Source organism: Paenibacillus sp. YAE3 (assembly GCF_057546105.1).
In genome coordinates, this window is record NZ_BAAIYF010000001.1 from 598882 (window position 1) to 624034 (window position 25153).

At 54.0% G+C, this 25153-nt stretch carries 21 protein-coding genes; 12 read left to right on the forward strand and 9 right to left on the reverse strand.

Going from position 1 to position 25153, the window contains the following annotated elements:
* Nucleotides 1-413 precede the first annotated feature (413 nt).
* Together AC27KL_RS02590 and AC27KL_RS02595 are read left to right on the forward strand one after the other, a co-directional pair.
* Nucleotides 414-1226: a helix-turn-helix domain-containing protein gene (locus tag AC27KL_RS02590; protein WP_487168709.1), complete on the forward strand. Its 813-nt coding sequence runs from the start codon at nt 414-416 to the stop codon at nt 1224-1226.
* A gap of 73 nt (nt 1227-1299) precedes the next feature.
* Complete coding sequence (locus AC27KL_RS02595) at nt 1300-2277, forward strand: proline dehydrogenase family protein (RefSeq protein WP_036713334.1); 978 nt, start codon at nt 1300-1302, stop codon at nt 2275-2277.
* 202 nt (nt 2278-2479) lie between these two features.
* Here the strand turns inward: AC27KL_RS02595 and AC27KL_RS02600 are convergent, their stop codons facing one another.
* The 7 genes from AC27KL_RS02600 to zwf all read right to left on the reverse strand — a co-directional run bounded on the left by AC27KL_RS02600 (nt 2480) and on the right by zwf (nt 13067).
* Entirely contained in the window at nt 2480-4150 is a 1671-nt protein-coding gene (locus AC27KL_RS02600; protein ID WP_487168710.1) for a glycoside hydrolase domain-containing protein, read from the reverse strand.
* Nucleotides 4151-4334: 184 nt separating this feature from the next.
* Nucleotides 4335-6557, reverse strand: a complete 2223-nt coding sequence (locus AC27KL_RS02605; RefSeq protein WP_487168711.1) for an ABC transporter ATP-binding protein — start codon at nt 6555-6557, stop codon at nt 4335-4337.
* Nucleotides 6558-6603: 46 nt separating this feature from the next.
* Entirely contained in the window at nt 6604-7155 is a 552-nt protein-coding gene (locus AC27KL_RS02610) for a DUF1854 domain-containing protein (RefSeq protein ID WP_487168712.1), read from the reverse strand.
* On the reverse strand, nt 7152-9446 hold the full coding sequence (locus AC27KL_RS02615; RefSeq protein WP_487168713.1) for an ABC transporter ATP-binding protein: 2295 nt from the start codon (nt 9444-9446) through the stop codon (nt 7152-7154). The genes AC27KL_RS02610 and AC27KL_RS02615 overlap by 4 nt, the downstream gene beginning before the upstream one ends.
* A 293-nt stretch (nt 9447-9739) precedes the next feature.
* A complete protein-coding gene (fsa, locus tag AC27KL_RS02620; RefSeq protein ID WP_036713337.1) occupies nt 9740-10405 on the reverse strand; it encodes a fructose-6-phosphate aldolase in 666 nt (221 codons plus the stop codon).
* 42 nt (nt 10406-10447) lie between these two features.
* Nucleotides 10448-11341: a phosphogluconate dehydrogenase (NAD(+)-dependent, decarboxylating) gene (gene gnd / locus AC27KL_RS02625; protein ID WP_036713338.1), complete on the reverse strand. Its 894-nt coding sequence runs from the start codon at nt 11339-11341 to the stop codon at nt 10448-10450.
* 223 nt (nt 11342-11564) lie between these two features.
* Entirely contained in the window at nt 11565-13067 is a 1503-nt protein-coding gene (gene zwf / locus AC27KL_RS02630) for a glucose-6-phosphate dehydrogenase (protein ID WP_487168714.1), read from the reverse strand.
* A 339-nt stretch (nt 13068-13406) separates the two neighbouring features.
* Between zwf and AC27KL_RS02635 the strand changes: the two genes are divergently transcribed.
* The gene (locus tag AC27KL_RS02635; protein WP_036713341.1) at nt 13407-13724 is read left to right on the forward strand and encodes a winged helix-turn-helix transcriptional regulator; all 318 of its coding nucleotides are present in this window, start codon (nt 13407-13409) and stop codon (nt 13722-13724) included.
* 131 nt (nt 13725-13855) lie between these two features.
* On the opposite strand, the gene AC27KL_RS02640 is transcribed toward AC27KL_RS02635, so the two are convergent.
* Both AC27KL_RS02640 and AC27KL_RS02645 read right to left on the reverse strand, forming a co-directional pair.
* Complete coding sequence (locus tag AC27KL_RS02640; RefSeq protein WP_339322997.1) at nt 13856-14194, reverse strand: DsrE family protein; 339 nt, start codon at nt 14192-14194, stop codon at nt 13856-13858.
* Nucleotides 14195-14298: 104 nt separating this feature from the next.
* Entirely contained in the window at nt 14299-15228 is a 930-nt protein-coding gene (locus AC27KL_RS02645) for a DMT family transporter (protein WP_487168715.1), read from the reverse strand.
* 161 nt (nt 15229-15389) lie between these two features.
* Here AC27KL_RS02645 and AC27KL_RS02650 point away from each other — a divergent pair, with 161 nt between their 5' ends.
* The 9 genes from AC27KL_RS02650 (at nt 15390) to AC27KL_RS02690 (ending at nt 25153) form a co-directional block, all read left to right on the forward strand.
* Nucleotides 15390-16103: a LysR family transcriptional regulator gene (locus tag AC27KL_RS02650; protein ID WP_487168716.1), complete on the forward strand. Its 714-nt coding sequence runs from the start codon at nt 15390-15392 to the stop codon at nt 16101-16103.
* Nucleotides 16057-16278: a LysR substrate-binding domain-containing protein gene (locus AC27KL_RS02655; RefSeq protein ID WP_487168717.1), complete on the forward strand. Its 222-nt coding sequence runs from the start codon at nt 16057-16059 to the stop codon at nt 16276-16278. The genes AC27KL_RS02650 and AC27KL_RS02655 overlap by 47 nt, the downstream gene beginning before the upstream one ends.
* A 65-nt stretch (nt 16279-16343) precedes the next feature.
* Nucleotides 16344-16979, forward strand: a complete 636-nt coding sequence (gene udk, locus AC27KL_RS02660; RefSeq protein ID WP_487168718.1) for a uridine kinase — start codon at nt 16344-16346, stop codon at nt 16977-16979.
* A 345-nt stretch (nt 16980-17324) separates the two neighbouring features.
* The gene (locus AC27KL_RS02665; RefSeq protein ID WP_487168719.1) at nt 17325-18650 is read left to right on the forward strand and encodes an ABC transporter substrate-binding protein; all 1326 of its coding nucleotides are present in this window, start codon (nt 17325-17327) and stop codon (nt 18648-18650) included.
* Nucleotides 18651-18790: 140 nt separating this feature from the next.
* The gene (locus tag AC27KL_RS02670) at nt 18791-19684 is read left to right on the forward strand and encodes a carbohydrate ABC transporter permease (RefSeq protein WP_487168720.1); all 894 of its coding nucleotides are present in this window, start codon (nt 18791-18793) and stop codon (nt 19682-19684) included.
* Nucleotides 19684-20517: a carbohydrate ABC transporter permease gene (locus AC27KL_RS02675; protein WP_052147203.1), complete on the forward strand. Its 834-nt coding sequence runs from the start codon at nt 19684-19686 to the stop codon at nt 20515-20517. The genes AC27KL_RS02670 and AC27KL_RS02675 overlap by 1 nt, the downstream gene beginning before the upstream one ends.
* A 26-nt stretch (nt 20518-20543) precedes the next feature.
* A complete protein-coding gene (locus tag AC27KL_RS02680) occupies nt 20544-22349 on the forward strand; it encodes a cache domain-containing sensor histidine kinase (protein ID WP_487168721.1) in 1806 nt (601 codons plus the stop codon).
* Nucleotides 22350-22385: 36 nt separating this feature from the next.
* Nucleotides 22386-23903, forward strand: coding sequence for a response regulator (locus tag AC27KL_RS02685; RefSeq protein WP_487168722.1), 1518 nt, complete (start codon nt 22386-22388; stop codon nt 23901-23903).
* Nucleotides 23904-24208: 305 nt separating this feature from the next.
* Entirely contained in the window at nt 24209-25153 is a 945-nt protein-coding gene (locus AC27KL_RS02690; protein ID WP_487168777.1) for a glycoside hydrolase family 113, read from the forward strand.

Genomic DNA, 25153 nt, shown 5'->3' on the forward strand with positions numbered 1-25153 from the left:
GGTAAATCCGATGGTTCTTCATCTAAAGAAATTTAAAAGTTCATGCCTGTCTTGAAGCTGCTACATTTCAACCTTCGAATTGTAATGTTTTAGTTGTGATTTATTTCACATTTACAGTATACTGTGATTTTTTTCACAAATCAATAGGTTCATGCACGAAGTTCATAATTTGTTCATTTTTTCACAAGAAAGCCTGCGGCATCTTCGTTTCTCCTCAAGCCGCCCGGGATGGTTGTCCCTGACGATCGGCTTGTACGCAGCGACAGCGGCCGGCCGATTGCCCGAGCTTGCAGGTGCGCATATCATCGTTGTCTAATTATGTAAAGGAGGAATCATCCGTTCCATTAGCCCTTACGCTCACGGAGTCATCTCGTTTGTAATTTTTTGGTTGGACACCAGATGGAGAGAATTCTATGACGAATGTAATCTTTTATAGAAACGAACATTTGCCTTTCCTGGAGGCCAAACGTTGCACGCGAAGCGATCTGGCCTATCAGAAGCATTTTCATGAAGAGTATTCGATCGGCTTGATCGACGAAGGCGAAACGGAAGCCTGGTGCGACGGACACGCGTATCGGGTAGAGACGGGCAGGGCGATCAGTTTTCCGCCAGGCATGCTGCATGCCTGCCGCCCCGCCTCCCTCGAGTCATGGAAATATAAAATGTTGTTCATCAAGCCGCAGTGGCTGGACCAACTGGAGCCGGCCATGGCGGAACCGCTTCGCATCCCGTTTTTATTGGAAGGACACAAAAATCAATACTGCCGCCGCCTGATCAACCGGGTGGCGGACGCTCTCGCCGGGGCGGACGAACCGTTGGCCGCCGAATCCGCTGCCGTTGAACTGATTTATGCGCTCGCCAGCCGAAATACGCTCGACCTGGAGCATCCATCAGGATCCGGGTACGATCAGCCATACATCCGCCGGATTCAGGAATACCTTCATGCCCACTATCATGAGCGGATTACGCTCCAAAGGCTGGAGGAAGCGGTGGGGGTCAGCAAATTCCATCTCATACGCCTTTTCAAGAAAGGCACCCACATGCCGCCTCACGCCTACCAAAACCTGCTGAGAATCAACCATGCGAAGGGCGAACTTTTGAAAAGGCGGCCGATCGCGGATATTGCTGCTGAGACCGGATATTACGACCAGAGCCATTTTTCGAAGGCTTTTTTCAAAATCGTCGGCGTGACGCCCCAGCGGTACGTCTCCATGCGGATGCCATAGAGCAATAATTTACAATACGAGCCTACCTAGCCTTTGTATACTTTAAAGGCATAAAGAAAAGGAGGCTTGCGATATGAACCATGAACCCGACTGGGAGCGGCGTCTTGCGGACGCCTTAAAATCGGTGGCAAGACGCCCGGACGTGAAATCATTTGTTGAGCAAACGCCTTGGCTCTATCAGCTGCTGCGGCGCGCAGCGAGGCAGTACGTCGCCGGCGAGGAGCGCCGGGACGGCCTGGATGCCGCCGGCAAACTTGCGGACATGGGGTACAGGACTTCCCTGGAATACATCGGCGAAAATACGATGGATCGAGCGGCATGCCAGGCGGCTGCCGAAGAGCTGAAAACGATGATCCGGGAGTTGAACGGAGCGGGCGATCGGGTTTGCTTCGACCTGTCCCATATCGGTCTGTCGGTGGATACGGATCTGGCTTATCGTCTGTTGACCGAATTGGCCGAAGAAGCCAAGAGGGTCGAGGCGGAGCTGTTGATCAGCATGGAGGAGTCTGCCAAAACGGATCGCATTTTGGACGTCTACCGGCAGGCCGCCTCCCGCTACCCGAACATCGGCATCACGCTGCAAGCGCATTTGCACCGCACCCGGCAGGACTTGGCGGACCTAAGCCATTCGCCTCGCCGCATACGGATCGTCAAGGGAGCCTTCCGGGAGCCGGAAGGACAAGCTCTGCCCCGCTCGGCTGCACTGAATGATCGTTATCTGGAGCTGGTTCACGACGCGATCCGACAAGGCCATCACGTATCCATTGCGACCCATGACGAGCAAATCATCAACGAGGCGATCCGCCGCGGATGGCTCGACGCCGGAAACGCCGAATTCGATATGCTTTACGGCTTCCGCCCGGATTTGGCCGCGAAGCTGAGGGCGGCCGGCTTCCCCGTGCGCATCTACATCACCTATGGACAAGAGTGGTTTTTGTACCTTTGTCACCGGATCGCCGAATATCCGCCGCATTTATACCGGGCCGTCGCGGACATGGCCGGCGGGGAAGCGGCCGACCCTTCCCTTGCTTACGAGCTTCAAACCCAATGACGGATACGGGAACTTGCCCGGCTTAACCCTAAAATTCCGATGCGGTAAATCCGGCCGCCAAAAACGTTACCGCGAATTGAAGGGTGCGCAACAAACGCGAAGAAGCACCGCTTAAGCCCAAACAATCGGCTTAAAGCGGTGCATTTTTTCCAAAACCTGAATCAGGCTGCGATTTTTTAATCGAAAGTTCCCATGCTGCGCATTAAGAAATGACCGCGCTTTTGCCGATATGCTCCTTGATCTTTTCGTTCATCCATTCGCGCTTGGACAAAATCCATTCGGCGTCCTTCGGATAGCTGCTGAAGGTCATCGGTTCCTCAAGGCCCTCTTCCAGCGCGGCAAGAACGGCATCGCGGCCCATCCATTCCTCCAGCTGGCGCAGCAGGCGCAGGTCTTGAAGCGCTTCCTGCATGACCTCCATGCGAATGGACTCGATCGGCCCATCCTCGCCCGGATACACGAGGAAAGCATCGCCCGAAGGGAAGCCGCCGCCGGCATCGGTTACGCGGAACGGGTCGATGACTTTTTTCGAATATTGCGTATACCAGAAGTTATACCCCCACTGCAAAAATCCGGCGTTGTCGAATTTGTACAGCTGGTATCCGAGAATCCGGTTGCGGGCCGAAGGCATGCAGAAAAACCGGTTGGCGACGTTTTTGTACTGCGAACAGCAATAGTATGTCCACAGCGGCGTCACGTTATTTTCAAGGAATGGTTCGATATGGTTGCTCGCCGGAATCGGCGTCTGCACCAGGCCTTTTTCGTAAAAGTCATAGTCGGAAAGCGCATCGATCACCGGGAACCCGGACAACAGCTCGTTGACCATCTGTTTGGCGCTGGCATAATAATCGATATGCTCCAAGCTCGGCTCGTCGGAAATATGGAAGTAGCTGCGGTCTTCGATGCCGTGATCCTGGATCCACTTTTTCAGCTGCGGCAGCAGCTGTTTCAGGAACGTATGATATTCTTCGCCGGAAGCATCGGTTTCCCAGCCGAAAATGCGTTTGGTCTCGCCGTTCACGACAGCCATGATTTTCGGCGCATGTTTGGCTCCCCACTGCGTGAACAGATGCGAAAATTCGAAGTATTCGATGCCGCACTTTTGGCACAGATCCACCCAGCGCTTCAACCGGTCAAAACCGAAGCGGTATTGGCCTTCGCCCGTTACCTCAACGTCGACCAGCTGCACCGTCGGCCGTTCTCCCCCTACTTCGGTATCGAGCGGCGGGGTGAAAAGCGGCGTCAGCAGCATGTTGATGCCATGATCGGCAGCGGTTCTTATGTACTGCTCGAGTAGTTCCCAATGCCGTTCGCTGAACGCTTCCACGCCGTATTGGGTCGCCAGGCAATCCGCGTGAAACCACTGCGTATGCAAAAGCTGCTGCTTCGGCAGCTCCGCTCCGATGATCTCCAGCTCGAATCGTTCTTCCCCAAGCGTTTCCCCGGATGTCGTCTCAAAACGAACCGTGATCGGGTACAATCCCGGTTTCGCCTGTCCTTTCGGATCGACCGTAACCCATACCGAACGCCATTGCCCGGGATAAGCTCTCAGCTCCCCGCTTGTAAGCGGTAACAAGGGATCGGGATATAAACCCGGCGTGGACCGAAGCACATTGTCGTCGTGGTCGGAGTAAATAGGCAGTTCGGACGGTACCAAGCCGACGCTGCGCAGGGTCACCAGATCTCCAAGCTCCGATTCGGCCTTGACCTTCACGGCTGGGATCAGATGCGGCGAGCGATAGGCCACCTGATACGAAAACACTTCGTTCAGGAGCGCAGCGCCCTGTGTCTTGCCTGGAGCCGCCTGCAGCTCCTCATCGGGAAACACTTTTACTAAAGAATGGAGAATGCGGGTTTCAAGCTTTTGCGTCATACAATCCTTCCTCCCTTGTTTTCCGGGATTTCGCAATTCAGGCTGCTTGAGACTCTTGGGGGAATCATGCAAAATCCGCGCTCTAATGACTTCCAGTTTACCTGATGGCAGAAGACATTCAAGACCTAATTTAAAAAAGATCTTCAACGCTGTCTGTACGTGGTTATTGTCCTGCTCCCCCCATCTACACCACCGACTCCACGGCCGCCTCCGTTTTCGCCTTCGCCATGTTGCGCTGCGCGGTAATGAGGTTATAATAAATGCCTTTTCGTGCCACGAGCTCGGCATGGGTGCCGATTTCGGCGATTCTGCCTTTGTCGAGCACGATAAGCCTGTCGGCGTGGCGCAGGGTCGACAGCCGGTGCGCGATGGCCAGCGTCGTGCGGTTGCGGGTGACGCGCTGCAAGGCTTCCTGGATCGCCGTCTCCGTGTCGATGTCCAGCGATGCCGTCGCTTCGTCCAGAATGAGAATCCGCGGATCGTTCAGCACCGCCCGGGCAATCGCCAGCCGCTGCCGCTCCCCGCCGGAGAGGTTGCTGCCGTTTTCCTCCAGCCGCGTGTCGTATCCGTCCGGCAAACGAAGAATAAAGTCATGCGCATTGGCGATCTTCGCCGCCTCCAGCACCTCTTCGTACGTCGCATCCGGCTTGGAATAACGGATATTGTCCAGGATGGTGCCGCTGAACAGGAACGTCTCCTGCAGGACGACGCCGATTTGCGATCGCAGGTGGGCCTGCTCGATCCGGCGGATGTTCACGCCGTCGATCAGAATCTCCCCTTCGTTTACGTCGTAAAAACGGGAAACCAGGTTGATCAGCGTCGATTTGCCCGAACCCGAATGCCCGACAAGGCCGATCATTTCCCCGGGTTTCACCTCGAAGTTTACGTCCTTCAATACCGGCTCATACGATTTGTACCCGAAATAAACGCCGCGGAACGTAATCGTCCCCCGGATCGAATGTTTGACGGAGCTCTCCGAATCGATCACCTCCGGCTGCTCGTCGATCACCGAAAAAATCCGGTCAATCGAAATGATCGCGTTCGACACCCATCTCGGCATGAACATCAGCCAGGTGATCGGCCCGTAGATCATGGCGGCATAACCGCTGAACTGCACGAGCTCGCCCAAGGTCATGTCTTTATTCAAAATCATTCCGCAGCCGATCAGGAGCACGAGATACTGCCCCATCTGGATCAAATAGTTCGAAATCGGCGCCAAAATGCTGAATACCTTTTCGGTCTGGATCGTTGCCGCAGCAAACTCGCCGTTATACTGCCGGAAACGTTTGACCTCCCGCTCCTCCTTGCCGAAAGCCTTCACCACGCGGATGCCGCTCAGCACGTCATGCAGGAAGGAATTGGCCTTGTCATAGACCCGCCACTGCTTGCGGAACAGCTTCCACAGCACGCCTTTCCATATGTAACGCTGCAAATAGGCGACCAGCGGAGCCGGCAGCAGCACCACGAAGGCAAGCCGCCAATCGGCGGAAAACAGCAGCACGCTCGCGGAGACGAGGATGATCAGCTGAAAGATCGCCGTCGTGGCGAGCTCCTGCACGAGATTGCGGATCCGCTCCGTATCCGACGTAATCCGGTTCATGATATCTCCGGCCCGCTGCGACGTCAAAAACCCGAGCGACAGGCTCTGAATCCGCTCATACACCAGCTTGCGCAGATCCGCGGCGATTTCCGAGCTGACCCGCGCCATAATCCGGCCTTTGACGATCCCGAGCCCTTCGCCGCCGACAAGCACGAGCAGCAGGCCCGCGATGCCCAGAAGGAACATCGGAACGCTTGGCGACTGCCCCGCTGGCGGCTGCAGCGCAGAATTGACCAGCAGCTTTTGAAAATAAGGCCCGGCCATCGATATCGCTGAAGCCGCGACAATGACCGCCAGCCCGATCGCGAACGTTTTGGAATGGGCCAGTGAAACGGACAGCAGCCGCTTGAGGGCGGCGGCTTTGTTCATGCATTTCGGGCATACCCTCGTTCCGGGAACGAGCGGCCCGCCGCAGGTCGCGCAGATCGGCTCATCCTCATCGTTGTATATCCGGACCTTGCGTTTGCGGGATATGTCGTTCAAAATTTGCGCGATATATCCGTATCGGGCCGCATGTTTCATCGACAGCCGGGTCAGGATGAACTTGGTCCCGGCTTCGTCCCCTTCCAATACGGCACTGCCGATCAGCGGAACCACCTTATACTCTTCGGCGTCGGATATCGCCCGGCTTTCGATGACAACCCCGTCCTCCAGCAGCGCCCAGCGGTGTTCGCCGACGACAAAATAGTTTTCCGTCCGCCTTCCGCCATACGTCAGATCGGCCGGGACGCAATATAGGATGGACTCCCCGACGGCCTGCCTCGCGGCAAACAGCTGCTCCTCGGGCAGCGTAAAATTAAGGTTCATGGATACCTCCGTCCTCGCACTCGGTTGCTTGCAGGCTTTTCAAAGCCTACATGCATACTTCGATCATCCGGTATTCCTTATCGCTTAAACGGTCCAGTTCGGGAATGATGAACCGGTTGCCGTCCACGTCGACGACGAGCAGGCGGTTCGGCGTCATCAGCTTGACGTTCCCGCCGCCGCTCCGGACCGTAAACCGGCACAGCCCCGACGAGGTTTCCGCTTCCCAATAGGAATAGCCGAATTCCTCCTTCACCGACAGCACCTTCGTGATTTCCGGGGCAAAATACCGCAGCTGCACCTGCTCCTCCAGCAGCTCCTGCGTTTCCTTCGGGAACTCATCCAGCGAGCGGATCATGCCGATTTCTTCGTTTTCCGCGGTCCGGACCGATAAATAGATCCGTCTGTTCGTATGGGGAAAAGAGCAATGGATATACACGCCCGCATGCGCCTGACCCCCGACGGTCACGTTTAACATCCGCCCTTCCGTCCGGGTGAACGTCGCATCCGCCGGCGACAGATAACGGATTTGGGCCGCGTCCGCCAAGCCGGCGCTGCTTTTCCCCGGGCTTCGTGCCGCTCCCGTTTCGTTTTGGGTCATGCCGTGATCACCTCTTTCATTTTCAGCGCTTCGTCATGTTTTTGCACCAGGCCGTAATACGCCCCTTCTTTTTTCATTAACTGCTCGTGGGTTCCTTCCTCCACGATGGTTCCCTGCTCAAGCACGACCAAGTAGTCGGCGTTTCGCAGCGTCGAGAGGCGGTGGGCGATCGCAATCGTCGTACGGCCCCGAATGAGGGTGTCCAGCGCCTCCTGGATTTGCAGCTCCGTTTTCGTATCGAGGGAAGCGGTCGCTTCGTCCAATATCAAAATTTTCGGATTATGCAAAATCGCCCGCGCGATGCTGAGCCGCTGCTTTTCACCGCCCGACAGGTTATGCCCGCCCGTGCCGACGATCGTGTCGTAGCCTTCCGGCAGCTTTTCGATGAAATCATGCGCTCCGGCGATTTTGGCGGCATGGACCAAGTCCGCCAGCGTGCAGTCCGGGTCGGCGTAGGCGATGTTTTCGGCGATGCTGCCCGACATGACGTACACGTCCTGGGATACGATGCCGATATGCTTGCGCAGCGAAGCCATGGACAGATCCTTGATGCGGATGCCGTCGATCCGGATCTCTCCCTCATTAACGTCGTAAAGCCTTGGGATGAGGTTGACGAGCGTCGATTTGCCCGCCCCCGAGTGTCCGACGACCCCGATCATCTGGCCGGGACGCGCGTGCAGGGAAACTCCCTTCAAAATAGCCTTGTTCGGCTCGTAGCCGAAGGTGACGTTTTTGATCTCGATTTCGCCCTTCATTTCCGAAAGCTGGACGGCATCCGGCTTTTCCGCAACGTCCGGCACCGCGTCGTGAATCTCGAAAATCCGCTGGGCAGCGGACATGCAATACGACCACCAGTTGACGATGTTGTTCATGAACTGGATCGGACCGTACAATAGCAGCATGTAGTTAATAAAGGTCATCACTTTCCCGAACGTAAAGTCGCCCTGCATCACCTTCCAGCCGCCAAAAGCCCAAATCACGATGCCGCCGACCTGCGTTAATATGTTTAATACCGGAAACAACGTGACGCCCATTTTGTTAAACGACTGTTCCGCCTCGGAGAAGGCGCCGCTGGCCCGGCCAAAACGGGCATTCTCCATCTGCTCCTTCCCGAAAGCCTTGACGACGCGCGTCCCGCGGATCGTATCGCTGATGATGGCATTCATCGCCGCGACCCGCTTATGCCTGCGGATGGACAGGCGCCACAGCTTGGGAAACGCTTTCCGAACAAGCCAAAACACGAGCGGAAGCGGCAGCAGGCACAACACCGTCAGCTTCCAATCCATGATGAGCAGCACCGTGACGATCCCGACGATGTTCATCGCGTTTACGACGAAATAAGAAATGCCGTCCACGAAAAAATACTGCAGCTCGGTTGCGTCATTGTTCACCCGCGTCATGAGCTGCCCCGTCTGCTTTTTCTCGAAAAAGCTCAAGGAAAGCCGCTGCATCGCCTGAAACACGCTCGATTTCAAATCAAAGGCGATGTTCGCGGCCATCTTCGCGTTAATCACCCCGTAGAGTACACCGAACAGCAGCGACAACGTCCGAAACACGATGATCAGCAAGATGACGAGCCCGATTTTGCCCGCAAAAGCCCCTTCTCCGCCAAGCGCCTGGTCGAACAGCAACGTCCCCTGCAAATAAGGAATGACGAGCCCCGTTCCGGAACCGAGCAGCATCAAAAGCACGATCCAAAACATCGAAGCCTTGTACCTGCCCGCAAATGACAGCAGCCTCCCGAATACCGCATGTTTTTTCATGCATTTGGGGCAAACCTTGCGCCCTTCCTCGGGGTAGATCATGCCGCATTTCGGGCACGCGGCGCGCTCGTCGCCGTCCTCCGTCTCCTGTTCCTCCGGCTCCTCGTTTTTCTTCACCTTGGCAAACATCCCCGCCAGCCGCGCTGCCGCCCTCATGTGGCCGTTCGTAAAAGCGGCGATCGCCCGTTCCTCCGGCGCCTTCAACACCACCATGCCGGACGCGACCAGGTTGACGATGGTCAGGGACTCGACGTCCCCGATCGGCAGCCGCTCGAACGTCCACCTCCGCTCCCGCGGGGCGGGAGGCTGTTTTGCACGCGTACCCGCGGCATAACCGCCGTACGTCTTCTCCTGCAAAGGCTCCTCCAAGCTGGCCAGGATCCATACATGCTCGCGGGTAAGCAGCACGTACGTATCCGAGAATCCTCCGTCCAGCGTCCGGTCGCACAGCATCCAGCACAAAACGCCTTCCGGATCGGCGCCATGCCGCTGCAGAACCTTTCCGATTTCTTCTGGAAGCTTATCCATTTGCCCTCCGACTTTTTGGATTAATGTGGATTTCATTTGTTTTAGGTACGAATTATAATACACTCTTTACCGATTCCAATAAAGGGAAAATTTTCTTTAAACGCAAATTATCTTTACAGCCGGTTTTTCGTCCGAAAAAAGCAGCGGAAAGCCCGGGGCGAAAATGAAGCCTCAGACTGCCCGATAAACCCCCTGCGCCCGCAAAAAAGGCCTCCCTCAAGCCGATGCCATTCGACTCGAGGGAAGCCTTTTATTTTAGGATTCGCGAAATCCTTACTTATAATATAACTAGCTTATTTTGTTGCGTTTTTCCAGTCAGCAGCAAACTTCTCGATGCCTTGATCCGTCAGAGGGTGCTTCGCAAGCTGCGCGATGACGCTGAACGGAACGGTCGCAATGTGAGCGCCGGCCATAGCTACGCGGGTAACATGGTCCGGATGGCGAACCGATGCCGCGATGATTTGCGTATCCAGGTTGTGGACGCGGAACAGCTCGGCGATTTTGGATACGAGCAGCACGCCGTCTTCAGAAATGTCGTCCAAGCGGCCCAGGAACGGGGATACGTAAGTTGCGCCTGCGCGTGCAGCGAGGAGCGCTTGGTTCACGGTGAAGATCAGGGTAACGTTCGTTTTTACGCCTTTTTTGGTGAGGTAACGGCAAGCTTCAAGACCAGCCAGCGTCATTGGAAGCTTGATCGTGATATTTTTGTCTCCGCCGTTGATCTTGATGAGCTCTTCGGCTTGCGCAATCATGTCTTCAGCGGTTTCGGCATCCGGAGTGACCTCGGCGGATACGGATTCCACTTCAGGAACAGCCTTCAAAATTTCTTCGATGCGGTCTTCGAACTTCACGCCTTCTTTGGCTACCAGGGAAGGGTTGGTCGTGACGCCGGAAAGCACGCCGATTTTGTAAGCTTTTTTGATGTCCTCAAGATTGGCAGTATCGATAAAAAATTTCATGATGCATAACCTCCATATATGTGTATTGTTTTGGATCTGGAATTAGTTCTTCACTACAGCGTGGCCGCCAAATTCATTGCGAAGCGCTGCAACGACTTTACCCGTAAACGTGTCGTTTTCCAGGGAACGGTAACGCATCAGCAGGGACATAGCGATAACCGGAGTGGCAGCCTGAAGATCCAGAGCCGTTTCCACTGTCCATTTACCTTCGCCGGAAGATTGCATAATTCCTTTAATTTCATCCAATTTTGCGTCTTTGGCAAATGCTTTTTCCGTCAATTCCATCAGCCAGGAACGGATAACGGAACCGTTGTTCCATACGCGGGCCACTTTTTCGTAGTCAAAATCGAAATCGCTCTTCTCAAGCACTTCGAATCCTTCGCCGATGGCAGCCATAAAGCCGTATTCTACGCCGTTGTGGACCATTTTCAGGAAGTGGCCGCTGCCGGCTTTGCCTGCATACAGGTATCCATTTTCAACCGCCGTGTCTTTGAAGATCGGCTCGACATGGTTCCAAGCTTCTTGGTCGCCGCCGATCATGTAGCAAGCGCCGTTGCGTGCGCCTTCCATGCCGCCGGACGTGCCCACATCAAGGAAGCTCACGCCGAATTCTTTCATTTGATTGTATCTTGCAATCGACTCTTTGTAGTGCGAGTTGCCGGCTTCGATCACGATGTCGCCTTTGGACAACAGTGGTTTCAGCTCGTCAAGAACCGAGTCTACAACGGAGTGAGGCACCATGATCCACACGATTCTTGGTGTTTCCAGCTTGGACACAAGCTCTTTGATGCTTGCAGCGCCTTCGGCGCCCTTGCTCTTCATGTCTTCAACAGCGGCTGTGTTCAAATCGAATGCAACGACGCTGTGGTTGTGATCCATCAAGTTTTGTCCCAAGTTCAATCCCATTTTACCTAATCCGATTAATCCGACTTTCATTTGTATTCCCTCCACACCATATTTTCTATTGGTTTGGGCTCATGATGAAACCAGCCCTTGATCATGCGCATGTTAGCCGCTGCGGTTACGGATCGTTCCTCCGATCGCTGTCGCTTCGAAAGAATCGATTCCGTCCCCTTCGCTGCCCCTGCTTCATATCAATCACTAATTTATCCCGAGCCTTTTTTGTTTTTTGCCTTTTACAGTATGATTTCTAAAAAAATCAGCGCTGAACCGCCAGTTCTTTTTCTTCGGCTTTTTCGCCTTCGACGGGTTTATCCAGCCACCATTTGAATCCGTCCGCCGCAACCAACTGATCGGATGCTTCCGGTCCGTTGGAGCCCGCAGGATAATAAGACAGAGGAATCAAGTCTTGCTCGAACGCGTCCAAAATCGGCTGCACGTACTGCCAGGACAGCTCCACTTCGTCCCAATGCGCAAAGAACGTGGAATCCCCGCGAACCGCATCGTGGATCAAGTTTTCGTAAGCTTCCGGCAAGTCGTTGCCGCATTCGTAGAAGTTGATCCGCATCGGTTCCAGCTTTTCGTTGTCCAGCGGATCTTTTTTGTTCAATTGAATAAAGATGCCTTCGTTCGGATTAATTTCGATTACCAGCAGATTAGGATCATTGTTGGTATTCTGTCCTTTTAGCGGCTCTTTAAATTCAATGACGATGCGCGTAGATTTTTCCTTCATGCGTTTGCCCGTACGGATGTAGAACGGAACTTCGCTCCAGAAATAGTTGTCGATCCACAAGCGGAGCGCGATGAAGGTATCGTTTTTCGATCCGGCCGGAACGCCGGGTTCGTCGATGTAGGCCGGAACGGGTTTGCCGTTGATTTCCCCGGCTGCATACTGGCCGCGCACGACGTTTTGGGCGATGGTTTCCTTATTAAGCGGACGCAGCGATTCCATGACGTTTCTTTTCTTCATGCGGACTTCGCTTGCATCTCCTTTGCGCGGAAGGCGCATGCTAATCATCATCAGCAGCTGAAGCATATGGTTTTGCACCATGTCGCGGATCGCTCCGGAATGATCGTAATACCCTGCTCTTTCTTCAACGCCGACGGTTTCGCTGGCCGTAATTTGGACGTTGGCGATATGGTGATTGGACCAAAGCGCCTTGAGAATCGGGTTCGAAGATTCGAGGATTTCGAGATTTTGGACCATCGGTTTGCCGAGGTAGTGGTCGATGCGATAAACTTCGCTTTCGTCGAAAGCTTTGCTGAGCTGCGCGTTCAGATGACGCGCCGATTGCAGATCCCGTCCGAACGGTTTTTCGATGACCAGTCGCTTCCAGCCGGTGGTGGAGCCCAGTCCGCTGTCCTTGATGTTAAAGGCGATCGTTTCGAAAAACTCGGGCGCTACCGACAGATAGAACAAACGGTTGTCCGGAATGTTCAATTCTTGCTCGCGCTGTTCCACGAGGGTACGCAGCTTGTTGAAATCCTCCAGGTTGCCGGCATCCAGCGCCGCATAACGGACGGTTTCAAGAAAAGCATTCAACTGCGCCTCGTCGCTTGCCGTTCTTCTCGAAAAAGTCTCCAGCGATTTCGCCACGACTTGTTGAAACTCGGCATGGGTCGTCTCTTTTCTGCCCAACGCGATGATCGAAAACGTTTCTGGCATTTTTTTATCTATATACAAATTAAATAAGGCCGGATAGATTTTACGCTTCGCTAAATCTCCCGTCCCGCCAAACAAGACAAATGTCATATTGTCCATTATTCGATTCCTCCATTCCACCCAAATACTTTGTTACCAGCAGCTCTCTCTTTTTTCTCCGTGCATAGTACAGTATGGTTACTTTTAATAACCCGTTTACTTTAACATCGCCCATATTAAACCTATTTTGTCGAACTGTCAAACTTTTTTTGTCGAAATTATGAACGGCATCCTTCCCCCTTTAATGACAGCGCTTTCCGTGATATGATGGTGTTAATTGTCAAGTCGCCATCGTATGTGCAGCACGCTGTGACGTTTGTCATATCCCTGCAAAATGTGTAACCTGATAATATTTAGTAACCATGGTTTTGATCTATGGGGCGAAGGAGTGAGCGGAGGATGAACGATGAAAAATACGAAACTTTATGCCAAAAAATCGAAATGGCGCACCAAATCACGGGGAAAAAGTGGGTTAATCTTATTGTTCATACGTTAATGGAAGAGCCCAAGCGTTTCAGCGAAATTCACGCCTATATTCCGGACCTCAGCAAACGCATGCTTAACGAACGGATCAAGGAACTGGAGGACAACGGGATCGTCATTCGCAACGTCATTTCGGACCGACCCGTGCGGATTGAGTATTCCTTGACGAGAAAAGGAACCGAACTGGGGAGAGCGCTGCAGGCGGTAGAGAAATGGGCCGAAAAGTGGTTGTAGCGATCGGCATGTTTCTTGCAGCGGATTTGACAGCGATTACAACATCGAACAAGCGCAAATTAACGATATAACCGAACCTACGCGATGAAAAAAAGCTCTGCGCCAACGCCGGCACAGAGCTTTTCGTTTGCTTAAGCCAGGGTCATCACTTCGAAGGCTTCCGCCAGTTCCATAAAATGTCCCATGCTGGAAATCTCCCCGGCCATAAGCTGTTCACGCACGCCGTAATAGTCGACGCAGGTGGCGCAGGCCAGCACCGGAACCCCCCGGTCCGCAAGCTCCTTCAAATGAACGGAGGCCAGCGATTGTTCGGTTAAGGCCAGCACGCCCCGGTTGGCGCAAAAAACGGCTGCAGGCAGCTGCTCCCGCTGCTTCAGAAGCGTGAAGAAAGTCTCCAAAATTTGCGATCCCAGCTCGCGTTCCCCGTTGCCCAGGCTGTCGGTCGTCAGAAAAATCACTTTATTTTTCATCCAAAGTCCATCCCTTCGGTACTTGAAATCATTTCCTATTCCAACGATAGCCTACGGGCATGAAAAGAGCAACTTCCATGGGAATGGCAAGGAAAAGCTGTTTTTTACCCGGCAGGGCATTGCCGTTTTCCCGCTCCCGTTCCGCTGCCTTCCGCCGCCGCTTGAACCGCTTTTGCGGGCCTTGGCTTGTTGACGAGAAAAATGCCGATCCCCGTGCAAACGGCTCCGGCCAGCACGTACGCATGAAGGGGCTCGCCGAGCAAGAGCCATCCGGAACATAAGCCAAACAGCGGAATCAGGAACAGATACACGTTCGCTTTCCCCGGGTCGCTGTTCATCAGGACGTAATACCAGGCCACGAATTGGGCGATCGAGCTCATCAGAATCATCCACCCAAGAACGAACAGCTCTTTAACGAGATGATCCGGATCCCAGATAAAATGCGGCTGCTCCAATAACGGACCGACAGCCAGCAAAAGCACTCCCCCGATCAGCATTTGATACGCGGCCATCACCCACGTGTCGTATGCCTTGCCCCAGCGGGAAGTAAGGAGCGTTGCCAGCCCCCAAGCCATGCCCGCCCCGATCGCATACCAGAAGCCGCTTTCCAGCTGCACGGTAAAACCCTGCGCGACGGCAACGCCGGCGAAACCGATGAGCACGCCCGCCCATTGCACGGCCCGGTAACGAACACGGTACAACAGGAAGCTGAAAATAATAAACCAGATCGGATTCGTGGAAGATAAAATCGAGGAGCTTCCCGAAGAGATCGTCTTCATGCTCAAATAGATGCCGGCCATCACCAGCGCAGACTGCAGAAGGCCGATGACGGCGATTTTAAGCCAGTCGGCCGCCCTGCGGGGATGCGGACGCTTCGCAATAAACGGCAGCATCAGCAGGCCCGCGGCAATGAACCGGATCGCCAGCAGCACGAACGGGGAACCGAAAGCCAAAGCCATTTTGCCGACGGGAAAATTGAGGCCGGAAACCAGCATCGCAAACACGGTCAACAGCATGATGCGCAAGTTTCGCATTCGTATGCCACCTTCTTTTCTTTAAGGATTATGTACAGTGTATTTCAGGGCATGTTATCATGTAAAATGATTAAAACCGATGCATTTCATCACTGGAAATGATGATAAGATAAACAACCCTGCTTTGAATGTTGACACTGTGGAAGGAAGGTGGCTAACGCATGGAAAGCGCCGATTTGAAAATATTCCAAGCCGTAGCAAGGGAAGGCAGCATCACGAAAGCGGCGGCCCGGCTCGGATACGTGCAGTCCAACGTCACGGCCCGCATCAGGCAGCTCGAGGCGGAGCTGAACACCTCGCTGCTGTACCGGCAAAGCCGCGGCGTATCGCTCACGCCGGCCGGCGAAAATTTGCTGAAATATGCCGACAAAATCGTGTATTTGCTGGATGAGGCGGTCAAGTCCACCCGGAACTCGGAGACGCCGAGCGGCACGCTGCGCATCGGATCGCTTGAAACGACCGCCGCGGTCCAGCTTCCCGTGATGATGCTGGAGTATCACCGGAGTTACCCCGACGTCCAGTTATCGCTGTCCACCGGGCATACCTCGGACCTGGTCAAAAGCGTGCTGGAGTATGAGCTTGACGCCGCTTTCGTGAACGGGCCGCAACATCATCCCGATCTGGAGGAGCTGTATACGTTCGAGGAAGAGATGGTCCTGATCGCGGAACCCGGCGAAACATCGCTGCAATCGGCGCTTGCCAAACCGCAGCTGTTTTTCGGCAAAGGCTGTTATCACCGCAAAACATTGGAACGATGGCTGCAGGAAGAGCATCAGCAGTCGCTGAACAGCATGGAGTTCGGGACGCTGGAGGCGATTTTGGGGGGGCGTGTCGGCCGGGCTGGGCGTATCGCTGGTCACCCGTTCCTCCGTTAAAACCTGGGAAGAGGCGGGCAAAATCAGCGTCCTCCCCATTCCGGAAAAATACCGGCGCTCCGTGGTCAGCTTCGTGTTCCGGCGCGATTTGTTCCGCACCAGCGCGTTTAATGCATTCGTCGAATTGATGTCGCGATTTTCGGCGCAAGGCGCCGCAAATGCGATTTCAGGGTGAAAAAAGGGCCGGGCTATGCTACAATACTGGACGGCAAATCGATCAGGGAGGTTTATATTCAAGCCATGCTCATTATAGGTATCGCCGGCGGAACAGGGTCCGGCAAAACGACAGTAGCCCGCTCCGTCATCGACCGTCTAGGTACGGGCAAAGTGACGTTCATATCCCAGGATAATTATTATAAAGACCACAAGCATCTCACGCTCGAGGAACGGGCGCATATCAACTATGACCATCCGTTCGCTTTCGACAACGAGCTTTTGATAGAGCATCTTACCCTTCTCCGCGACGGCCAACCGGCGTATGCTCCGGTGTACGACTTTACCGTCCATGCCCGTTCGGAGACGGAAACGGTTGAGCTTAAGCCGAACAACATCGTCATCATCGAAGGCCTTCATGTATTGTCCGACGAAAAGCTCCGAGAAATGCTGGATATCAAGGTGTTCGTCGACACCGATCCGGACGTCCGCATTTTGCGCCGCGTCGTGCGCGACATCGAGGAGCGCGGCCGCTCCATCCAGTCGGTGCACCAGCAGTATTTGACGACGGTGAAGCCGATGCACGAAGCCTTTATCGAACCTTCCAAAAAATACGCCGACCTGATCATCCCCGAAGGCGGACAAAACGAGGTCGGAATCCAGCTCCTGTCGATCCTGACGGAAAAATTCCTGTCGGGCGACCGGGACTGGTCCGATTATTAAGAACATACTTCAATAAGTTCCCCGAACCGGCGAACTTACGACAGCCCCCGTGCGCTCCAGGCGTGCCGGGGGCTGTTTGCCGTTTGCGGCTTGCGGACGGCGCCGGGTCTTCCCCTTGCCAGGCGGTCCCGCCCAACATATCATGGTTGAATGATCATCTTTATGGTTATGAACTGCTTTTTTATCGTACTCTGTTATTATTTTGTTAGTTCAAGTTGCATGTCAACGATTTCATTTTGCACAAAAATAGACAATAAATAACAAACGAGTACATTTCAAATGCGGCGAACAAACGTTAAAATAAGCCTGTAAACGCTATCAAACAAAGAAATGGGGAGAACAAGGATGAAAAAAAGATCCTATTACTTGTTAGCTTTTGTTATTATCCTGTCTACGATCCTATCCGCCTGCGGTTCCGGCGGCGATGGCAAAACCTCTGAAACCGCAGGCGGATCCTCCACCCCGACAGAGGGAACCAAAACCGGAGGCGAAGCGAAAACAGGGGACGGAACCGATATCAGCGGAAGCATAACGTTCCTGACCAACCGTACCGACATGATCGGCAAAGAATATGACGAATACTTGAAACGCTTCAACGAAAAATATCCGAACATCAAAGTCGAATTCGAAGCTTCCCAGACGGACTACAACCAGCAGGCTAAAGTCCGCATGGCCGGCGACGAACTGCCCGACGTGATGTTTATCCCTAACATTCCGAACTCCGATCTTCCGAAATACTTTTTGCCGCTCGACGATTTGGGCTTGAACGACAACATGACGTTCAAAGATTTCAAAGCCTTCGACGGAAAGGTGTACGGCCTCTCCAGCGGCAACTCCACTTCGGGCATCGTATACAACAAAAAAGCTTTTGCCGATGCGGGAATCACCGAAATTCCAAAAACCTGGGACGAATTCCTCGCCGCTTGCGAGAAGCTGAAGCAAAAAGGCATCGTGCCGCTCGCTTCGAACTTCAAAGACAAATGGCCGCTTAACAACTGGGTTTACGACCTGCCCCGGGTGATCGAAAACAATCCGGATTTCCCGAACGCCAAGCTGAACACCGATACGCCGTTTACGATGGATAACGGTTACGGCAAGGCGCTCAGCCTGATCCGCGAGCTGAATGAAAAAGGATATCTTGAAAAAGACATCAACTCCACCAACTGGGAGCAGTCCAAAAAGGACGTCGCTTCAGGCAAGTTCGCGATGTATTTCCTCGGAAACTGGGTCATCAACCAGGTGATTGGAGCCGGAACGACGGCCGACAACGTCGGATTTTTCCCTCTCCCTTACGATAATTCCGGAACGGTGAGAGCGGCCCTGAGCCCGGATTTCTTCTACGCGGTCTCGAAAAACAGCAAGTCCCCGGAAGCGGCCAAAGCCTTCGTAAAATGGATGCTGGAAGACTCCGGATACGCGGATTTCGCCGGATTCATTCCGCCGCTGAAGGATAAGGAATCCACGCTGGCCCAATTGAAAGAATTCAAGGCCACCGGCGTCGAGCTTCAGGAAGGCACTCCGGACAACATGGACGTCGCCAACATTTCCAACAAAGCCCAACTCGATTTGCCGGCCCTCGCCCAGGAATTCGTGCTTGCCAAAGATCCGCAAAGCGTGCTCGACAAATGGAACAGAGCCTGGGCCAAAGCCAAAAAGGACCTCGGCAAATAAGCATTCGCCAATATCAACCCTGCCCGCTTTAAATAACGGTTCGAAGCAAAATGGATTATCCGTCACGGCGATAATCCATTTTGTTTCCCTTTTTCGGCGCGGCCACAGCAAAAGCTTTTTGCAGAAAGAAGGTATGTAAGATGTTTTCATCGCTTTCGTACAACAAACAAAAAACGATCGTGATCGTCTCTTTCCTGCTCATTCCGTTGATCCTTCTGGCGACGTTCACGTATTATCCGGCAGTAAAGCTCATTTATTACAGCTTCACCAATTGGGACGGGTACAGCCCGGAAAAACCTTGGGTCGGACTGGACAATTATAAAGAGGTGTTTTCCAATCCGGACATCTTCAAGGTTTTTGAACATAACTTCGCTTATTTTGTCATGGGGATTATTCAAAACATCATCGCCATTTATTTTGCCGTGGTCTTGAACAGCAAGCTTCGCGGCCGCAACCTGTTTCGGATTCTCCTGTTCCTGCCCTACATCATGAACGGCGTTGCGGTTGCCTTTATGTTCGGTTACGTGTTCGACACGACCAACGGTTCGCTGAACCTGTTCCTGAACAGCCTCGGATTGACCGGTCTCGGAGAGACGAGCTGGCTCGGTACCGATGGGCTGGTCAACTATTCGCTGGCTTCGACCGGATTATGGCGTTTTATGGGATATAACATGGTCATCTATATCGCTTCGCTGCAGGCGATCCCGCGGGATCTGTACGAGGCGGCGAAAATCGACGGGGCCAATTCGTGGCAGACGTTATGGAAAATCACGCTCCCGAACATGAAACCCGTGATCCAGCTGAATTTGTTCCTCACCGTCACGGGGGCGCTGGAAGTGTTCGATCTGCCGTTCGTGCTGACCAAAGGCGGCCCGGCAGGCGCCAGCGAAACTTACGTGCAGCGGGTCGTCGATACGGCCTTCGCCTACAACAATTATGGGCTTGCATCAGCCATGAGCGTCGTCCTGCTCGGGTTTGTGGTGATCGTGCTTGCCGTACAACAGTTCGTTCTCAGCAGAGGAGGCAATAAGTGATGAAACCATCCCGTTTTCGCGTGCAGGACCTGATTAAATACATCACGCTTCTGATCGGCGTTTTTGTCGTTTTTTTTCCGCCCTACGTCGTCATCGTCAATGCATTCAAATCGAAGGACGAGTTCAACGCCAGCAGCTCCATTTCGCTGCCGCACAGCTTTTTCAATTTCGAAAATTTCAACATCGTGTTTGAACGCGGCGGCCTGCTCAGCGGCTTCGGCAACATCCTCGTCATCATCGTCGTTTCCCTTGCCCTGAATATTTTGTTCGGCACCATGGTCGCCTACGCTCTCGGCCGCTTCTCCTTCAAGCTGAAGCCCGTCGTGTTCGGCGCGTACCTGATCGCCACCATCATTCCGAGCATTACGACCCAGGTCGCCACCTTCGGCATCATCAAAGGCATGGGACTGTACAACACGCTGGCCGCGCCCATTGTGCTGTACATCGGGGCGGACGTGATTCAGATCATCTTGTATCTGCAGTTCATCCGAAACATCCCGTACGACTTGGACGAAAGCGCCATGGTGGAAGGAGCCTCCCTGTTCAAAATTTACCGGTCCATCATTTTTCCGCTCCTGACGCCGGCAACCGCCACGCTGGTCATCTTGAAGACCATCAGCATCTATAACGACATGTACATTCCGTACCTCTACATGCCGAAGCAAAGCCTGGGCGTCGTGACAACCGTCCTCATGCGGTTCCAGGGTGTCAACACGGCCGACTGGAATTTGATCTGCGCCGCCATCTTGCTTATTTTGCTGCCGACGGTCATATTGTACATTTTCCTTCAGCGGTATATCTTTGAAGGAGTCACCAGCGGAGCGGTGAAATAAATCAAAGCATCAGGGGGAGAACTCGCATGATTCGTCGGATCGGCCGGATGATACGCAAGGGATGGGTGTTTCTTGCCAACCTTTCACTGGAGAAAAAGCTGATTCTTATTTTCGTTTTTCTGCTGTCGCTGCCCATCACCTACGTCAGCTATCTTTCGGCGCGCTCCACCTTCGATTCGGTTTTGCAAAACGCCACGAACAATGCGATCCAAATGGCCGTCAACGCGTCGAACACGACCGACAGGTACGTTGCGGACCTGAAGCGTTCGACCGCCCTTCCCCTTTACAATTCCGACGTCCAATATTATTTGGAGCAGGAGACGACCGACTGGGGAAAAAACGTTGCCATGGGGATGTTCCTCAGCTATTTGAGCCACACCAAAAAGGAGATCGCCGCCGTTTATCTGGTCGACCGTTACGAGCATATCTTTTTCGACAAAAGGCCGGATATTACGGAGCTGTCCACGAAAGAGCAGCTGGGCACCTGGAAAAGGCTCGTTGACCAGCAGTCCGGGGCGCACCCCATTCTGATGGGAAGGCATTCGATCCGGGTGAACGGCAACAAGGAAAAGGCCGTATTCAGCGTGCTGCGCACGGTGAAATCGGCGAGTACGCTTCAGGATATCGGGATTATCGTATTCGACATCGACATCGGGCTGTTTCAGGACATCGCGGAGCCGATGGACCGGGTCACCCAAGGCTCCTCCTTAATCCTGGATGAACAGGGCAAGCTGGTCTATGCCAGCGGGGATCCCGGGACCGTCAGCGCGCGGCAGTCGGAACTGATGTCGATGAGGCAAAGCCGGCAAACCGGCTATTTCGAATCGGAAATCGACGGAAAAAGCTATTTGACCGTTTATGTGGTGTCGGAGCAGACGGGCTGGACCACGTCGGTTTCGATTCCGCTCGCCAAAATTTTGTATAAGGTCAAGCAAAACAGCACCACGCTGATCGTTACGACGCTGCTGCTGCTCAGCATTGCGCTGATTGCCGCCACCTTCTTCTCCCATGCGCTGACCAAGCCGCTGAAGTCGATGGTGCGTTATATGAAGCAGGTGCAGCACGGGAACCTGAACGTTTGGATCACCACCCGGTACGAGGACGAAATCGGCATGCTCGGAAGCCATTTTAACCGGATGATTTTGCGGGTCAAGGAACTGCTGAACGAAATCAAGGCCACGGAAAAGCGGAAGCAATTGGCCGACATGCGGGCGCTGCAAAGCCAGATCAATCCTCATTTCATCTACAATACCCTGGAGTCGATCCGCATGCTGGCGGAAATCAACGATGATCCGCAGGTGGCCAAGCTGACTTACCTGCTCGGGACCCAGCTGCGGTACAGCATCGTCCGTGGCGAAGAAACGGTGACCATAGCCCAGGAGCTTGATCACGTCCAACATTATTTCGATCTTCTGTCCATCCGGTTCCCGGGAAAATTCAAGCTGACGATCGATGTCCCCGAAGCGTTTCGCGGGCTTCCGGTATTGAAGCTGATTTTCCAGCCCATCGTCGAAAACGCCGTGTTTCACGGGCTGGAGCGCAAGCCGGGCACGGGCACGGTTTCGATTGCCGCCTGGAAGGAACGCGAGCACGTCATTTTCCGGGTTCAAGACGACGGCGTCGGAATGGACGGGCACAAATTGCTGGCGCTGAACGCCAGCTTGAGAGAGACGGATGCCGGCGGATCGTTCGGCATCGGCATCCACAACGTCAACGAACGGATCCGTCTGCATTACGGCCACGGATGCGGCCTGCAGGTTCACAGCGAACCGGGGGCCGGGACGAGCGTTTTGATCAAAATCAAGGAAAAACTGCCCGATGACGGGGAATGATTCCGGCGTTTCGAGAAGAAAGGAGGGCGAAGCCGCTTGCTTAACATCATCATCGTGGACGATGAAATGCTGATTCGCGAAGGACTGGCGAAGATCATCGGCAAGGAAAGTCCTTGCTTCCAGGTCGTCGGCCAATTTCCGGACGGGGAGGATGTGCTTCGGCATCTTCCGGGACTCGAAGTCGACGTGGTCATTACGGACATCCGGATGCCTGTCATCGACGGCCTTGAGCTGATCAAAAGCTTAAGGGCGACCCATCCCCATATCCGTTCCATCCTCATGAGCGGATTTACGGAATTCGAATATGCCAGGGAAGCCATCCGGGCTTCCGCCGTCGATTACCTGCTCAAGCCGATCAACAAGGAACAGCTGTTTGAGCTGCTTTACCGGTTAAACGACGAACGCGAGTCCGCCAGGGAAAAAGAGGCGGTCCACCGCCAAAGGCTGATCCACACCTGCCTTCATAGCGAGGCCGTGGCAGACTTTGTTTGGGAAGAGCTGACGCTTCCCCGGCCTTATTTTGTGGCGTTCGTCCAAAAAGCGGACTTCGGGGAACCGGAGCAAGCGCAGGAATGCTGCCGGGGTTCGGAGGGGCTTGATCCCGAATGGTTATTCGATCGGTTCGCCCTTCCATGGCGGCTGCAAGCCTATATTTTTTATTTCGCCGAAGCTCCCGGAGCGGAAGACGTCACCCGGATCGGCAAGTTCCTGACGGGCGACGCGTTCCATGGCGGGGCCGACGGCCGGGTCCATGCCGGTTCCAGCCATGTCTACAATGATGTCAAAATGCTCAGGGCGTCCTACCTGGAGGCCAAGCTCGCCTGCGATACGGGAATTTATGCGCATGCCCCCCGCTATTACGTCCCCTGCGGCGGCGCCCGCGGCCTCCAAACGCCGCCACGGGTGCAGGAGATAACCGCCGCGGAGTGGGAGTTTTTTACCGAGCAGCTCCATCTCCTTCACGGGGCATCCCTGCAGGAGTGGATTCAGCGGCGGTTCGAGCATCTCAGGTCGGCATCGGCCTCTCCCGAAGCCATCCTGGAGACATGCTGCCAGATCGAAGAAACGGCGGCCGCGGAAATCCGGGAGCTGAAGGACGTTTTCGAGTCGCCGGCCCATGCCGGGTGGAAGGAGCATCTGCTCGCCTGCCTGTCCTTTACGGAAATGAAGCAGCTGTTTTTGTCCTTTTTCATGGGCGCGTTGGCGGAAGTGCAGGAAGCCCGCAAGGAAATGGGCAGCAAGGCCGTCGAGACGGTCAAACGCTGGATCGCCGAAAACTACAGCGGGCATGTCGAGCTGAATACGCTGGCCAATCTCGTCTTCCTGACCCCAAGTTATTTGAGCAAGCTCTTCAAACACGAAACGGGCCTCACAGTGACGGAGTACATCGCCGAGGTCAGGATGAAAAACGCCAAACGCCTCCTTCGGACCGAACCGGGCATGAAGGTACACCAAATCGGCGCCGAGGTGGGTTATCCGGACCCCGCCTATTTCAATAAATTGTTTAAAAAGATGGTCGGCGTAACGCCGAACGAATATAAAAAAAGATTGTGATCAACTGCCCCATTTCATCGCCAAACATCGATCGACGATAAAGATTGACACGAATGCCGCTTACCCAAGCGGCTGTTTGTTTTTCATCATAACCGCTTCGATTTTTCATGCCTCCGTTAGCACTCATTTGCTTTTTAGGTATTGATATCGTCCGAGGTTCCGGTATATATTTAGCATATGGTATTTATTTTGTTATTATTTATGATAACAAATCATAACAAGTTGTTTGGTTCTAACGAATAAGCCTGTTATTTAAACGACATGAGGTGAACGAATTGAAACTAACAGAACCATTTATCGCGGGCATGACATGGGGATTCATGGGAGTCAGAGGAACATGGGCTACCGAAAAAGCCTCCGCTTCCATGGAAGCGATGTCCGAAACGACCGGCATCAATTGGACCGCCATCGCCTTTTCGGCTTACCAAGCGACTCCCTTCTCCACGGAGATCCCTTACTGGGAAGAGCCGACCGTGACGGATGACGAGGTCAAATGGGCCATTGCCAAAGCCAAATCGTTGGGGCTCAAGGTGTGCCTGAAGCCGATTGTCAACTGCGCCGACGGGACGTGGCGGGCCCACATCAACTTTTTCGACAAGGACGTGCCCTGCGAACCGAAGTGGAGCGATTGGTTTGCTTCCTATGACCGCTATATCCTTCATTTTGCGAAGATCGCCGAGGAAACCGGGTGCGAGATGCTGTGCATCGGCTGCGAAATGGTGCAAACGGACCGCCGGGAACGGGAATGGCGCGAGCTGATATCTAAAGTCAGGGACGTTTACAGCGGAATTCTCACGTATAATTGCGATAAATATCAGGAGGATAACGTTGTTTGGTGGGACGACCTCGACGTGATCAGCTCCAGCGGATATTATCCGATTCAGGATTGGGACAACCAATTGGACCGGATTGAAGCCGTCGTCCGGAAGTTCAACAAGCCGTTCATTTTTATGGAGGCCGGATGTCCGAGCAGAACCGGTTCGGCTTCGATTCCCAACGACTGGACGTTTCAAGGCGCGGCGAACGAAACCGAGCAGGCCGATTTTTACCGCACCATGTTCGGCAAGTGCAGCGGGCGGGATTGGGTGCAAGGGTTTATGCTGTGGGATTGGCCGGCCGAGCTGTACCGCCGGGATGAAGCGTCCGCGGATGACGGTTATTGCGTATACGGCAAAGAGGCCGAAGACGTCATCAGGGAACATTACGACCTTCGTCTGAAACACGGGGCGCATGCGCAAGGAGGATGCTGA

Coding starts and splice junctions, on each gene's coding strand:
- AC27KL_RS02590 (WP_487168709.1), top strand. CDS start 414: ATGACGAATGTAATCTTTTATAGAAACGAACATTTGCCTTTCCTGGAG.
- AC27KL_RS02595 (WP_036713334.1), top strand. CDS start 1,300: ATGAACCATGAACCCGACTGGGAGCGGCGTCTTGCGGACGCCTTAAAA.
- AC27KL_RS02600 (WP_487168710.1), bottom strand. CDS start 4,150: ATGACGCAAAAGCTTGAAACCCGCATTCTCCATTCTTTAGTAAAAGTG.
- AC27KL_RS02605 (WP_487168711.1), bottom strand. CDS start 6,557: ATGAACCTTAATTTTACGCTGCCCGAGGAGCAGCTGTTTGCCGCGAGG.
- AC27KL_RS02610 (WP_487168712.1), bottom strand. CDS start 7,155: ATGACCCAAAACGAAACGGGAGCGGCACGAAGCCCGGGGAAAAGCAGC.
- AC27KL_RS02615 (WP_487168713.1), bottom strand. CDS start 9,446: ATGGATAAGCTTCCAGAAGAAATCGGAAAGGTTCTGCAGCGGCATGGC.
- fsa (WP_036713337.1), bottom strand. CDS start 10,405: ATGAAATTTTTTATCGATACTGCCAATCTTGAGGACATCAAAAAAGCT.
- gnd (WP_036713338.1), bottom strand. CDS start 11,341: ATGAAAGTCGGATTAATCGGATTAGGTAAAATGGGATTGAACTTGGGA.
- zwf (WP_487168714.1), bottom strand. CDS start 13,067: ATGGACAATATGACATTTGTCTTGTTTGGCGGGACGGGAGATTTAGCG.
- AC27KL_RS02635 (WP_036713341.1), top strand. CDS start 13,407: ATGAACGATGAAAAATACGAAACTTTATGCCAAAAAATCGAAATGGCG.
- AC27KL_RS02640 (WP_339322997.1), bottom strand. CDS start 14,194: ATGAAAAATAAAGTGATTTTTCTGACGACCGACAGCCTGGGCAACGGG.
- AC27KL_RS02645 (WP_487168715.1), bottom strand. CDS start 15,228: ATGCGAAACTTGCGCATCATGCTGTTGACCGTGTTTGCGATGCTGGTT.
- AC27KL_RS02650 (WP_487168716.1), top strand. CDS start 15,390: ATGGAAAGCGCCGATTTGAAAATATTCCAAGCCGTAGCAAGGGAAGGC.
- udk (WP_487168718.1), top strand. CDS start 16,344: ATGCTCATTATAGGTATCGCCGGCGGAACAGGGTCCGGCAAAACGACA.
- AC27KL_RS02665 (WP_487168719.1), top strand. CDS start 17,325: ATGAAAAAAAGATCCTATTACTTGTTAGCTTTTGTTATTATCCTGTCT.
- AC27KL_RS02670 (WP_487168720.1), top strand. CDS start 18,791: ATGTTTTCATCGCTTTCGTACAACAAACAAAAAACGATCGTGATCGTC.
- AC27KL_RS02675 (WP_052147203.1), top strand. CDS start 19,684: ATGAAACCATCCCGTTTTCGCGTGCAGGACCTGATTAAATACATCACG.
- AC27KL_RS02680 (WP_487168721.1), top strand. CDS start 20,544: ATGATTCGTCGGATCGGCCGGATGATACGCAAGGGATGGGTGTTTCTT.
- AC27KL_RS02690 (WP_487168777.1), top strand. CDS start 24,209: ATGACATGGGGATTCATGGGAGTCAGAGGAACATGGGCTACCGAAAAA.